We start from the raw sequence: 12,737 nt of genomic DNA, 5'->3' as shown, positions 1-12,737 counted from the left end.
TTGCGGGGCTTTGCGGGGTTGAGGGGTCTTCTCTGGCTTCGGGGTCGTCAGGGCGGTCACGCGAGTTAGGGCCTCGTCGAGCATGACGCCGTCCGTGAGCATCCAGACGACGTCCGCGGGGGCCCTGGTGCGCCACTTGCGGCCGTAGTGCTCGCTCAGCAGGGCCAGGGCGTGGCGGCGGCGCTGCTCGGCGGTCAGGGCGCGGGGGTACGAGGTGATCTGCCACAGGACCATGCGGCGCCACAGGCGGAACGTGGACCAGGGGGCGAGGAGCCAGCGGGCGACCGGGATGCCCTCGCGGACGGTGCCGGCGGCGATGCCGGCGCGGCGGCGGATGGCGTGCCGGACGGCCTCGATGAACGTGATGAACAGGATCGGCATCGCGGCGTGCATCACCATGCCGGTCGCGTCGCCGTGGGCGGCCGAGACGTTCAGCCAGACGGTCGCGCCGGTGAAGGCGAACGCCATCCAGCGCAGGGCCGGCATGGGCATGGCCAGCCATTCGAGCAGCAGCGCCACCGACACCAGGGCGAGGATGCCGAGGTCGACGCCGGCGGGGACGATCCATGCCTGGCCGCCGAACCACGGCTCGGCGACGTCGCGGACGGAGGCGAACGAGCCGTAGCCGCCCAGGCCGGCGAGGCCGGCGAAGAAGACCCCGCCGACCCCGGCCAGGACCTTCTGCGCCCGCGTCAGTGGCACGGGGGCCGTCCCCTCGTCCATCGGTGTTCCTCCCGCCACGGGGGTCTAGATCACCCAGTGACGGTAGCGCGCCGGAACCGGCCGTCCGGACGAAAGTACAGGAAACGCCCAAAAGTGCAGGTCGTCAGCGCAGCGGGCTGAACGGGGCGAGCTCCGGCGGGCGCTCGCCGGTGACGATCTGCTCGGCGAGGAGGCGTCCGGTGGCGGGGCCGAGGGTGATGCCCCACATGCCGTGGCCGCCCGCGGCGAAGACGCGCGGTGAGCGGGTCGCGCCGATCAGCGGCAGGCCGTCGCGGGTGCACGGGCGCGACCCGACCCACTCGTCCCGGCGGGCGTCCAGGTCGGCGCCGCGCAGCAGGGGGCGGACGGCCTCGACGATCGCCCTGATCCGGCGCGGGTCGAGCGGCGACTCGGGCCTGCGGAACTCCATCATCCCTGCGACGCGCAGCCGGTCGCCCAGCGGCGTGCAGGCCACCCGCTGGGACGGGAAGTACACCGGTCCGTCCGGGACGCGGTCGACCGGCACGCTGAAGCTGTACCCGCGGCCCGCCTGGACGAGGGCGCGGACGCCGAACCGGCGGGCCAGGCCGTTCAGCCACACGCCGCTCGCGATCACGACCGCGTCGAACCGCTCGGCGCCGCTGCCCGCGGTGTGGACGGCGACCCCAGCGGACTCGTCGCGGACCTCGCGGACGGCCTCCCCCGGCCGGATCTTGCCGCCGCGGTCGCGGACCGAGTCGGCGAGCGCGTGCACGAACCGGCCCGGGTCGATGAAGCGCTGGCCGCGCAGCACGATCGCCGCGCCGATCTCGGCGGAGAGCGCGGGCTCCAGTTCGCGGGCCTCGTCGCCGTCCAGCACGTCGTATTCGAGCTTCTGGCCCGCCGCGCGGATGTGCTCGATCTCCTCCTGGAGGACCTGGCGCTCGGCCGCCGTCCGGTACGCGGCGAGGAAGGCGGCGGCGTCGCGGGTCTCCGCCTGCACCCCGCCCGCGATGAGCGCGTCGAAGCTCGGCAGCGCCCGGCCGTTGATCGGCACCAGGGACTCCATCGCGCGCCGCCACTTGGCGGCGGTGCTGTTCGCGGCGAAGCCCGCGAGGAATCTGATCAGCCGCGGGCTGGCGCTCGGCGGCACGTAGACCGGCGAGGACGGGCTGACGACCGCCCGGACGCCGTAGGACAGGACGGCCGGTTCGGGCAGCGGGGTCGCGAGGCCGGGGGTGAGCCATCCGGCGTTGCCCCAGGACGCGCCCGCGGCCACGTCGTCCCTGTCGAAGACCGTGACGTCGGCGCCGTGCTCCTGCAGGAACCACGCCGTGGACAGACCGACCATGCCGGCGCCCACGACCGCGACGTGGCGCGGACCCGTGTCGAGTGCCATGCCCTTTCATCTCCTCGTCTACAGGGGGGATTACCTCGATGGTTACCCGGAATGTGACCGCGGTCTCTGTTCTGTTCGGCCAACCGGGACGGGCCACATAGTGTGAAGAGCACAAACGAGGGAGCGTGATGATCAGCCTGACCGACCTCGCCGACTCCCTGGGGCCGGGGCTGCTGCGGGTGGTCGAGGACGGCCACGGCACGCAGGTGCACGACGTCGTCCTGGCCGAGCCGGGTGAGGCGGCCGGGCAGCCGGGCGAGCTCGTCCTCGGGGTCGGCGTGACCGGGCCGGCGGACGCGGTGGCGCTCCTCGAACGGGCCGACGCCGCGGGCGCGGACGGCGTCGTGCTGAAGGCTCCGCTGGCCGGCGACGCGGAGGTGGTCGCCGCGGCCCGGCGGCTCCGGCCGGCGCTCGTCGAACTCCAGCCGGACACGTCCTGGACGCACGTCGTCTGGCTCGTGCGGGGAGCGATCGACCGCGCCTACGCGCCGCTTCCGGGGCCGGTCGGGGCGCAGGACGTCCACAACGACCTGGACGCGCTCGCCGACGCGGCCGCCGAGATAGCGGACGCGCCGGTGACGATCGAGGACGCCCGCTCCCGCGTCCTCGCCTACTCCGGCAGCCAGGACACCACCGACCCGGCCCGCGTCTCGACGATCGTGGGCCGCCGCGTGCCGTCCGAGGTGATCGCCCATCTCCGCGCGTCCGGCGTGTTCCGCAGGCTCGCCCGGTCGAGCGAGCCCGTGTTCGTCCCGGAGAGCCCCGACGGGATGCTGCCGCGCCTGGTCGTCCCGGTCCGGGCTGGCGGTGAGTGGCTCGGCTCCATCTGGGTGGTGGCGCGGACGCCCGTCCCGCCGGACCGCGTGCAGCGGCTCACCGACCTCGCGTCCGTCGTCGCGCTGCACCTGCTGCGGCTGCGCGCCGAGGCCGGCGTCGCCCGCCGCGTGTCGGCCGACCGGCTGCGCGCCGCGCTCCGCGACGGCGCCCCGATCGCCGCCCCGCCGCCGCCGTGGCGGGTGGTGGTCCTCGGCACCCTGGACGCGGCCGGGGACATCCGGCGGCGGCTCGACCTTTGGGACTCGATCACCTACCGGTTCGGCTGGCACCGCCCGCTCATCGGCGATCTCGACGGTGCGCTGTTCGCCGTCCTCACCGACCCGCCGCGCCCGCAGGCCGAAGCCGGGTCGCTGCCGTGGCTGCGGCACGTCCTGGACCGCGTCCGCTCCCATGACGGGGCCCTGTACGCGGCGGCGGGCGGTCTCGCGCGCTCCCGCACCGAGCTGCCCCGCTCCCGTGCCGAGGCCGCCGAACTGGCCGCGCTCGTCGCGTCCGGGCATCTCGCTCCGGGGCTGGTCAGGCTGGAGGACGCCTGGGACGCCGTGGTCGTCGAGCGGGCCAGGTCGGCGGCCCGGGTCGACGCCGGCCTGCTCGGCGGCCCGCTGCCCGCCCTCCGCGCCCACGACGAGCGGCACGGCACGGCGTTCCTGCCGACGCTCGCCGCCTGGCTCGACCACTTCGGCGACCCGAAGGGCACCGCGCAGGCGCTGGGCGTCCATCCCAACACCTTGCGGCACCGCCTCCGCAGGATGGCCGAGGTCGTCCCGCTGGACGTCGCGTCACCCCGGATCCGCATGGCGCTGCGCCTCCAGCTCAGCGCGCTCGGGCACCCGGCGGGCCCGCGCAACGAATGACGCGACAGCCGCCGTAAGACGCAACGAACCGCCTGGTCAACGCAAGGTTGGCGGATTGGATCGGTCGTGGGCCGCGCTTAGGCTTTCGCTAAGTCGTTCCCTTCGGACGTCCTGTGGAGAGTTGCATGAGCGTCATGCCGGCGATGAAGCCCGACGGCTCCGTTTCGGAGCACGCCGCGCCCGAGCGGTCCGGGCCGGAGCGGACCGCGCTGCGGCGGCACTTCCTGATGTGCCGCCCGGAGCATTTCGCCGTCACCTACGCGATCAACCCGTGGATGGACCCGGCGCGCGGCGCCGACGCGGGGCGCGCCGTCGAGCAGTGGGAGGCGCTGCGGGCCGCGTACGTGGCGCTCGGCCACGAGGTGAGCCTGATCGACCCGGTCGAGGGCCTGCCCGACATGGTGTTCGCGGCGAACGGCGCGCTGGTGGTCGGCGGGCGCGTGTACGGGGCGCGGTTCGCGCACCCCGAGCGGTACGCGGAGGCGCCCGCGTACGCGGCGTGGCTGCGCGGCAACGGGTTCCGCGACGTGCTGGAGCCGCGGCACACGAACGAGGGCGAGGGCGACTTCCTCACGCTGGACGACGTAATCCTCGCCGGGACGGGGTTCCGGACGGAGATCGCGGCGCACCAGGAGGCCCAGGAGTTCCTCGGCCGGCCCGTGGTGACGCTCCGCCTCGTCGACCCGCGGTTCTACCACCTGGACACCGCGCTGTTCCCGCTCGGCGGCGACAACGTCGCCTACTTCCCGGGGGCGTTCTCGCCCGGGAGCCGGGCGGTGCTGGAGCGGCTGTTCCCGGACGCGGTCATCGCGGGCGAGCGGGACGCGGCGGTGCTCGGCCTGAACGCGGTGTGCGACGGCCGGAACGTCGTCGTCAACGCGGAGGCCGCGGAGCTGATCGACACGCTGCGCGACCGCGGATTCGAGCCGGTACCTGTGAATTTGTCAGAATTGCGCAAGGCCGGCGGCGGTCCCAAGTGCTGCACGCTGGAACTCCGCGCCTGACATGCCGTGATATGTGAGGGACCGCTAGGTTGTCCGGGTGACCGACTTCGCGATCCCGGACTGGTGGCGCGGGCTGACCGGTGCGCGGCTCGGTGTCGACTGGCTGGACCCCGCCGACTGGGAGCCCGCCTGGCAGCACATCGAGGAGTCCGGGGCGATGAGCCCCGAGCACCTGGACGCCGACGACGAGCTCCTGCGCAAGGGCAAGCTGCTCGTCGGCACGGGCCCCGAGACGGTCCGCAGGTGGACGGGACAGCGGCTCGCGGCGGCCTGGTTCGTCGACCCCGCGGAGCCGGACGTGCTGTGGTGCGCGCCCGGCGGGTTCTACCCGGCGTGGCTGTGGGTTCCGGTCGAGCCGACCGCGGCGGGCGTCCGCGCGGCGCTGGGCGAGCCGTTCCCCGCGCCGCCGGCGGCCCGGGTGGAGCTGACCGGGTTCGTCCGCGGGTTCCTCGGCCTGCGCCACCTGGTGATGGTCCCGGACGTGCCTCGTGAGGAGGACGTCCCGCCCTGGGAGACGGCCGCCTCGGACGACTTCGTGGTGGCGGACGGCCCGTCCCTCAACCGGTACGCGAAGATCGTGAAGTTCCTCGATCCGCAGCCGTGGGGCAGCGCGCGTGAGGAGGACCCCTATCCCGAGGAGTTCCCCGGCGACGCCGCGGTGCCGCGGCTGATGGACCACGCGCCGGTCCGCGACGGGCACCGCCTGCAGCGGCTCGGGCGCGTCCCGTCGATGACGTGGCGGACGGTGCACTCCCGCTCGCAGCTGTCGGTCGAGGTCCACACGCGCGAGATCGTCTGCGCGGCGGTGCGGTACCGGCCGTCGCCCGCCGCCCACCGGGAGGTGGTGCGGCGGATCAACGAGGTGCACGACGAACGGTTCCCCGAGGACCTCCCGCTGGACGTGCTCGGCGTCCTGGCCGGCTGGGACTTCGGCGTCGAGGAGGACCTGGCGCGCAACCTCGACGACCCGGACGACCCCGACGCCGTCGGCGCCGGGCTGCGCTGCCTCGCCGCGCTGTGGCACGGCGACCTGCGCCGCTGCCTGGAGCTGCGGGAGTGGGCGGCGCACCCCGACCGGGCGGTGCGGGCCAACCTCGCCATGATCGCGCATTCGTACGGCCACCGGTTCCTGCTGCAGGAGCTGGCGCTGGCCGAGCGGGACCCGGCGGAGCTGGCGGTCCTGGAGGACCTGCTCGACCGGTCGCCCGGCCCGGACGCGTTCAACGCGTTCCGCGACGACTTCGGCGGCACGGCGCTCTTCGTGGACGAGGCCGGCGACCCGGTCTGGACCTGGGAGGACGAGTGAGGCGACGGGTGAGCGGCGAGTGAGCGACGGGCAGGGCGAGGGGCACGAGCGGACGGTGCTGCTCGGCAAGCACGCCGACCGGGCCGTCCTGGAGTCGGCGGCGGCCGGGCGCGGCTGGCGGCGCGCGGCGATCAGCACGGCCGGGCACGGCGAGATGGAGCAGGTGGCTTGGCAGGCCGCCGGCGCGTTCGTCCTCTACAGCGAGGTCCACCTGCTCGGGCACCGGGTCGTGCGCGTGACCGGGGAGAGCGAGGCCGCGGTGGCGGAGGCGCTCGGCGCCGTGCGGGACGCGGTCCCGACCGTCTCGCCGGACGACCTGCTCGACGTCCTGCTGGCGATGCCGCCGGCCGAGTCGACGCAGATGATCCGCGCGCTGAACGGGCTGCGGGCGGCCGACATCTGGAACTGCGCGAACGGCCGGCGCCAACCGGCCGACCCGCGCTACGCGGACGCGGTGGAGCGGGCCGTGCGCCACCCCGAGCGGCAGGTGGTGCGGGCGCTGGTCGAGGCGGTCGGCGACCTGATGGCGGTGCGGCCGGGCCTGGAGGTCCCGGTCCTCGCGCTGCGCGACGCGGACGGCCCGGCCCGGGACGTCATCGAGGATTTCGCGGGCTTCTGCGACGCCGCCGGGTAGGCATGCCGAGGTGGCGGCGGGCGTGCGCGCGGCTGCGCAGGACGCCCGCGACGCCGATGGCCCAGATCACGGTCTGCACGGTCCACGCCGCCCGGAACGCCTCCGGCGTGAACTCCCCCGCCGGTGACATGACGTCGAGGACGAGGCCGATCATCAGGATCGTGACGAGCGTGGCGAAGAAGCCGCCGACGTTGACGATGCCGGTGGCGGTGCCCTGCCGGCCGGGCGGGTTGAACGTCCGGGCGTAGTCGAACCCGATCATCGAGCCGGGGCCGCCGAGCGCGACGCACATGACGAGCAGCACCAGGAGCCAGGCGGGCGCGGGCGGCGGCCACGCGAGGACGGCCGCCCAGGCCGCCGCGTTCAGCCCGACGATGCCGAGGACGAGCCACGAGCGGCGCAGCGGGTAGGAGGCGACGAGCCGTCCGATGATGGGGCCGGACACGATGTTCACCAGCACGAACAGCGTGAGCAGCGTGGACGCCGTCGCGGGCCGCATCCCCTGCCCCGACACCAGGTACGGGTAGCCCCACATCAGCGCGAACGTGTTGGTGGTGAACTGGGTGACGAAGTGCGCCCACAGGCCGAGGCGCGTGCCGGGGTGCCGCCAGGTCTCGGCGAGGTGGACGCCCGTCTCGCGCAGGGACGGCGCGTCTTTGCGTCCTGGACCGTTCCGGAGGACGGCGAGGGCCAGCACGGCGACGAGGACGCCGAGCGCGGCGGCCGAGCCGAACGCCGTCCCCCAGCCGGGGCCGTGCAGGAGCGCGACGAGCGGGACCGCGCTGAGCACCTGGCCGAGCTGCCCGAGCTGCCCGGTGAGCTGCGTGACGACGGGGACGTACCGGTTCGGGAACCAGGTCGCGACGATGCCGAGGACGCTGATGAACGTCATGGCGTCGCCCGCGCCGACCATGACGCGGGCGGCCACGGCGGGGCCGACGTCGGTCGAGACGGCCATGAGCGCCTGCCCGGCCGCCATGAGCAGCGCGCCGCCCGCGATCATGCCGCGGGGGCCGACGCGGTCGAGCAGCAGCCCGACCGGAACCTGCATGCTCGCGTAGATGAGGAGCTGCAGGACGGTGAAGGCCGCGAGGATGCCCGCCGAGGCGTCGAACCGGTGGACGGCGTCGAGCCCGACGACGCCGAACGACGTCCGGTGGAGGACGGCCACGCCGTAGGCGAGGACGCCGACGCCCCACAGGGCCCACGCGAGGGGAGCGGCCTTCTGCTTCGCGGGTTCGTCCAGTTCCGAGAGGGTCTGCACGGATAGTCGAGTTTATGTCATCGCTGCCGGGGCCTGGCGCGCAGGTGCAGCCGCTCCCCCTGCGGCCCGAACAGGCTGAGCAGTTCGACCGGCCCGCCGGCGCCGGCGAACCAGTGCGGCAGCCGGGTGTCGAACTCGGCGGCCTCCCCCGGCTCCAGGATGAGCTCGCGGCCCGCCAGGTGCAGGCGCAGCCGCCCGTTCAGCACGTACAGCCAGTCGTAGCCCTCGTGGGTCTGCGGATCGGGCGTCCGCCGGGTCTCGGGAACGATCATCTTGAACGCCTGGATCCCGCCGGGGCGCCTGGTCAGCGGCAGGACGGTCATGTCGCCCATCTTGCGCGGGCGCGGCCTGATCCGCGGGTCGCCGACCTCCGGGGCGCCGACCAGCTCGTCCAGCGGGACGTGGTGGGCCTGCGCGAGCGGGAGCAGCAGTTCCAGGCTCGGCCGCCGCTTGCCCGACTCCAGCCGCGACAGCGTGCTCACCGAGATGCCGGTGGCCTCGGCGAGTGCGCTCAGGGTCACGCCGCGGTCCTGCCGCAGCCTCCTGAGCCGGGGCCCCACCGCCGCCAGGACATCCTCTGTGGTCTCCATCCGCATATTGCAGGTTCGGCAAAGAAGTTTGTCAAGAGCGCGGCCCGTCGCGCACGCTGACCGCATGACTGAGACAACGGAACGAGACGTACTGATCATCGGTGGCGGCCCGGCCGGACTGAGCGCCGCCCTCGTGCTCGCCCGCGCCCGCCGGGCCGTCACCGTGGTGGACGCGGGCGAGCCGCGCAACGCGACGGCCGGGCACATGCACGGCTTCTTCACCCGCGACGGGATGCCGCCGCAGGACCTCTTGAAGACCGGCCGGACCGAGGTCCGCGGCTACGGCGCGGAGATCATCGACGGTCGGGTCGAGCACACCGCCCGGGACGGCGCGGGCTTCGCGGTAACGCTGGCCGGCGGAACGCGCCTCCGGAGCCGCCAGGTGCTGGTCACCACGGGCGTCACCGACGTCCTCCCGGATGTCGCCGGCCTGCGGGAGCGGTGGGGCCGCGAGGTGCAGATGTGCCCCTACTGCCACGGATGGGAGGTCCGCGACAAGCGGATCGTGGTCCTGGCGACGTCCCCGCAGGCCCTCCACCAGGTGACGCTGCTCAGCCAGTGGTCGCCGGACGTGACCCTCATCACCGAGCAGCCTCCCGAGGGCGAGGACGCGGCGCGCCTGGACGTGCGCGGCGTCCGCGTCGTGGAGGGCGAAGCACAGCGCGTCATCGTCGAGGACGACCGGGTCACCGGCATCGAACTCGCGGACGGCTCCGTGACCGGCTGCGACGCCGTGTTCGTCGCCCCGACGTTCGTGGCGAAGGACGGGCCGCTGACCGATCTCGGCTGCGCGTTCGGCGACGACGGCTTCGTGGAGGCCGACGCGACGGGCCGGACCAGCGTCCCCGGCGTGTGGGCGGCGGGCAACGTCGTCAACCCGATGGCCCAAGTGATCATCGCCGCCTCCGCCGGCGCCATGGCCGCCGCGATGATCAACGCAGACCTGATAGAGGCGGACATCGCAGCAAAACTGTCCGCCTAGCGATGACCACCGGGTCGCTGTTCGTTGACTTGCGGCGTGTTGCCCTTATGGAGCGCTCCATAAGGGCAACACGCCGCAAGTCAACGAATAGCGTGGCGGGTGTGCGGGAGGACGAGGCGCGGTGGCGGGAGCTGCGGGGGGTGTTGGACGGCGGGCGCGGGTGGCTTGGTGAGGCGGCTGGCGCGCTTTATCCGGACGTGCCGCGGGTGGCGGGGACGGCGTTGCTGTGCCGCGACGGGTGGGTTCCGGACGTGCCGGTACCGCTGGCGGGCGTCCGGCTGGAGTGGGAGGCGCGGGCCGTGCCGCCCGCCGTGGTGGACCCGCCGGACGGGTTGCCGAGCGGCTACCGCACCTACGCCGACGCCATGGCCGCGCTCGCACCGCCCCGGGTGTTCGAGAACCGGCCGGCCTACCGGCTCCTCGCCGCCGCACCGCCGGTGCTGCGGCTCGGCCCGGCCCGCTACTTCGACGGCGTGAACGTGGGCGAGGCCGTCGCGCACGAACTGGCGGCCTGCGAAGGGGGCGGGCTGCCGCTGCGCGACCGCATCGGCGACCCCTGCGACCTGTCCCGGCGCGCCGCCCTCCCCGCGATCACGACGGTGACCCTCACCGCGTCCGGGTCGTACGTCCTGCACTGGCGGGACCCGGCGAAGGTCGCGCACGCGGGCGGCCTGCACCAGGTCATGCCGGTCGGCGTCTTCCAGCCGCTCGGCGGCGAACCGCCGGACATGTGGGAATGCATGGTGCGCGAGTACGCGGAGGAGCTCCTCGGCATGGACGAGCACTACGGGGAGGGTTTCGTCCAGGCGGAGTGGCCGTTCCACCGGGAGATGACCGCCGCGCGGGACGGCGGGCGCGTGCGGCCGTACTTCCTGGGCCTCGGCGTCGACCCGCTGACGTTCGCGCTCGACCTGCTCACCGCCGTGGTCATCGACGACGACGTGTTCCGCGACCTCTTCGGCGGGCTGGTGGCCGTCAACGCCGAGGGCGAGGTGTCGCTGGCGCCGTTCGACGGGACCGTCCCGCAGCCGGTGCAGCCGGCCGGTGCCGCAGCACTCGCACTCGCGTGGCGGCACCGGCGGACGCTGCTGCCCGCGCTCAGCTCCCGCTGAGGGCTTCGCGGCCGAGGTCCTTCAGCTCGTCCAGCGCGTCCACCAGGTGGTCCACGATCTCCGACGGGTCCGGGACGAGGTCGCGGCAGGCGACGATGCCCACGTCCACCTTGCCGTCGTAGGAGAAGACCGTGATGTTGAGGCCGCCGCTGACGTCGGTGACGACCGAGATCGGGTAGTAGCCGAGCACCCTCGCCCCGCACAGGTACAGCGGGAACTGCGGGCCCGGCACGTTCGAGATCATCAGGTTGACCGGGCGCAGCGCGAGGCTCGGCGCGGCCTGCAGCGCGAAGCGGGTGACGGCGCCGGCGATGGGCGCCGGGAGGAGGCCGCTCATGTCCCGCACCCAGCTCCCGGACGACCCGACGAACCGCCGCTTGGCGACGTCCATGTCCCGCCGGACGGCCGTGTACCGGTCGGCGGGGTCGGGGACGTGCGTGGCGAGCGGCGTCGTCATGACCGAGACCTGGTTGCCGGGCTCCGCCGCGGCCCCGCTGCGCCGCAGCGACACCGGGACGGCCGCGACGAGCGGGCTGTCGGGCAGGTCGCCGCGCTTGTCGAGCCACTTGCGCAGGGCCGTCGCGCACAGCGCCATGACCACGTCGTTCACGCTGCCGCCGAGGCCCCGCCTGATCTGCTTGATCTCGTCCAGCGGGAGTTCGCCGCAGGCGACGGCGCGGCGGCGGCCGATCGGCTCGTTGAACGGCGTCGGCGGGGCGCTCATCCGCGGCGCCCGCGGCACCGCGGGACGGCGCAGCGCCCCCTGCACGACCGACGACACCGCCCCGGCGCCGGGGATCGCCGCGACACCGGGGATCTCGGCGAAATGCGGGGCGCTGCGCGCGACCGCCAGGGCACTGCGCACCGGGTGCAGCGCGGTCTTCAGCAGCCCGGTGCCGAGCATCTCGGCCGTCCCGGGCGCCCGGACGGGGGCCGACTCGTCGGCGGGCAGGTCGCGCGGCTCGGGCGACAGGTCCAGGAGCGCGGCGAGCGTCTCGGCGGCCATCACGCCGTCGATGGCCGCGTGGTGGACCTTCACGTAGACGGCCGTCCGGCCGCCCGCGAGCCCCTGGATCAGCACCAGCTCCCACAGCGGCCGGGAGCGGTCGAGCGGCTGCTCGTGCAGCATTCCGACGATGTCGGCGAGCTGCCGGTCCGTGCCCGGGGCCGGGAGGCCGATCTCGAAGATGTGCCGGGCGGGGTCGAAGTCGGGATCGTCCTCCCAGTAGGGGCGGTCCAGCCCGAACGGGACCTGGACGAGCCGCTGCCGCAGCGGCCGGGCGGCCAGGTGCGCGCGCGCCCGGACGAGTTCGGCGACCGCCGGCACGGTGAGACCGCCGCCCGGGCACGAGGTCGCGTCGACGATGCCCAGCCCCGCGATGTGGGCGTGGGTGTTGCCGCCCTCCGCGTTGAGGAACGTGGCGTCCACGGTGGTCAGCTGCGGCATGCTCTCGTCCGTCCGCTCGTCCTGCCCTGCCTGTCTCTCTAGGAGTTATGCGTTCCGGGGGCGGCAGGTCAACGCGGGCCGATAGGAAGTAACCCGGACTTAACAGGACGTTTCGCCGCGTTCATCAGCAGGTTTCACCCGCCGCTGTGAAGATTTTGCAGCCTTCCGGCCCGATGTGGTCAGGGAACTTCACAACCTTCATCAAGCGGACGTTGCCAAGATCATCGCACTAGGCTGGTGGGCCATGACGGCACGACCACTCCCGGAGATCGTCGAGGCCGGCTGGGCCACCGCGCTGGCACCCGTCGCGGGCACGATCGCCGCCGCCGGCGACTGGCTGCGCGCCGAGGTCGCCGCCGGACGCCGCTACCTCCCCGCCGGACCGAACATCCTGCGCGCCTTCACCCAGCCGTTCGACGACGTCCGCGTCCTCATCGTCGGCCAGGACCCCTACCCCACCCCCGGGCACGCGGTCGGCCTCAGCTTCTCCGTCGCCCCGGACGTCCGGCCGCTCCCCGCGAGCCTGGTCAACATCTTCCGCGAGTACTGCGACGACCTCGGCCACCCCGAACCGTCCAACGGCGACCTCACCCCGTGGGCCGAACAGGGCGTCTGCCTCCTCAACAG

The 12,737-nt window shown here is 74.0% G+C and carries 12 protein-coding genes; 7 read left to right on the top strand and 5 right to left on the bottom strand.

The window, feature by feature from the left end; all coding sequences use genetic code 11:
- Together E1200_RS23895 and E1200_RS23890 are read right to left on the bottom strand one after the other, a co-directional pair.
- A partial coding sequence (locus E1200_RS23895; RefSeq protein ID WP_131954309.1) for a DUF2637 domain-containing protein occupies positions 1–723 on the bottom strand: 723 nt, incomplete at its 3' end.
- 103 nt (positions 724–826) lie between these two features.
- Positions 827–2,080 (bottom strand): FAD-dependent oxidoreductase, encoded by a 1,254-nt coding sequence (locus E1200_RS23890; protein WP_131954308.1) that lies wholly within the window; start codon positions 2,078–2,080, stop codon positions 827–829.
- A gap of 128 nt (positions 2,081–2,208) precedes the next feature.
- Between E1200_RS23890 and E1200_RS23885 the strand changes: the two genes are divergently transcribed.
- From E1200_RS23885 to E1200_RS23870, 4 genes are all read left to right on the top strand, one after another.
- On the top strand, positions 2,209–3,771 hold the full coding sequence (locus tag E1200_RS23885; protein ID WP_131954307.1) for a PucR family transcriptional regulator: 1,563 nt from the start codon (positions 2,209–2,211) through the stop codon (positions 3,769–3,771).
- A gap of 125 nt (positions 3,772–3,896) precedes the next feature.
- Positions 3,897–4,775, top strand: coding sequence for a dimethylargininase (ddaH, locus tag E1200_RS23880; protein ID WP_347813236.1), 879 nt, complete (start codon positions 3,897–3,899; stop codon positions 4,773–4,775).
- Between the two features lie 37 nt (positions 4,776–4,812).
- Complete coding sequence (locus E1200_RS23875) at positions 4,813–6,081, top strand: hypothetical protein (protein WP_131954306.1); 1,269 nt, start codon at positions 4,813–4,815, stop codon at positions 6,079–6,081.
- Between the two features lie 19 nt (positions 6,082–6,100).
- On the top strand, positions 6,101–6,715 hold the full coding sequence (locus E1200_RS23870) for a hypothetical protein (RefSeq protein ID WP_131954305.1): 615 nt from the start codon (positions 6,101–6,103) through the stop codon (positions 6,713–6,715).
- Here E1200_RS23870 and E1200_RS23865 read toward each other — a convergent pair.
- On the bottom strand, positions 6,675–7,979 hold the full coding sequence (locus E1200_RS23865) for an MFS transporter (protein ID WP_243708790.1): 1,305 nt from the start codon (positions 7,977–7,979) through the stop codon (positions 6,675–6,677). The two genes, E1200_RS23870 and E1200_RS23865, sit on opposite strands and share 41 nt — an antisense overlap.
- A 17-nt stretch (positions 7,980–7,996) precedes the next feature.
- A complete protein-coding gene (locus tag E1200_RS23860) occupies positions 7,997–8,569 on the bottom strand; it encodes an XRE family transcriptional regulator (protein ID WP_131954304.1) in 573 nt (190 codons plus the stop codon).
- 64 nt (positions 8,570–8,633) lie between these two features.
- Between E1200_RS23860 and E1200_RS23855 the strand changes: the two genes are divergently transcribed.
- A complete protein-coding gene (locus E1200_RS23855) occupies positions 8,634–9,551 on the top strand; it encodes an NAD(P)/FAD-dependent oxidoreductase (protein WP_131954303.1) in 918 nt (305 codons plus the stop codon).
- 101 nt (positions 9,552–9,652) lie between these two features.
- On the top strand, positions 9,653–10,663 hold the full coding sequence (locus E1200_RS23850) for a transcriptional regulator (RefSeq protein ID WP_131954302.1): 1,011 nt from the start codon (positions 9,653–9,655) through the stop codon (positions 10,661–10,663).
- Here the strand turns inward: E1200_RS23850 and E1200_RS23845 are convergent.
- Complete coding sequence (locus E1200_RS23845) at positions 10,650–12,110, bottom strand: wax ester/triacylglycerol synthase family O-acyltransferase (protein WP_131954301.1); 1,461 nt, start codon at positions 12,108–12,110, stop codon at positions 10,650–10,652. The genes E1200_RS23850 and E1200_RS23845 overlap by 14 nt on opposite strands.
- A 244-nt stretch (positions 12,111–12,354) precedes the next feature.
- Here E1200_RS23845 and E1200_RS23840 point away from each other — a divergent pair.
- Positions 12,355–12,737 (top strand): uracil-DNA glycosylase (locus E1200_RS23840; RefSeq protein WP_131954300.1); only part of this gene is annotated, 383 nt, incomplete at its 3' end.

The sequence above is a fragment of the Actinomadura sp. GC306 genome (assembly GCF_004348665.1).
Classification (GTDB): Bacteria; Actinomycetota; Actinomycetes; order Streptosporangiales; family Streptosporangiaceae; genus Spirillospora.
This window is presented reverse-complemented; position numbering and strand designations above follow the sequence as displayed.

Bases quoted from the DNA above. Each gene is read 5' to 3' on its own strand.
- E1200_RS23860 (WP_131954304.1), bottom strand. From the start codon at position 8,569: ATGGAGACCACAGAGGATGTCCTGGCGGCGGTGGGGCCCCGGCTCAGG.
- ddaH (WP_347813236.1), top strand. From the start codon at position 3,897: ATGAGCGTCATGCCGGCGATGAAGCCCGACGGCTCCGTTTCGGAGCAC.
- E1200_RS23855 (WP_131954303.1), top strand. From the start codon at position 8,634: ATGACTGAGACAACGGAACGAGACGTACTGATCATCGGTGGCGGCCCG.
- E1200_RS23885 (WP_131954307.1), top strand. From the start codon at position 2,209: ATGATCAGCCTGACCGACCTCGCCGACTCCCTGGGGCCGGGGCTGCTG.
- E1200_RS23890 (WP_131954308.1), bottom strand. From the start codon at position 2,080: ATGGCACTCGACACGGGTCCGCGCCACGTCGCGGTCGTGGGCGCCGGC.
- E1200_RS23845 (WP_131954301.1), bottom strand. From the start codon at position 12,110: ATGCCGCAGCTGACCACCGTGGACGCCACGTTCCTCAACGCGGAGGGC.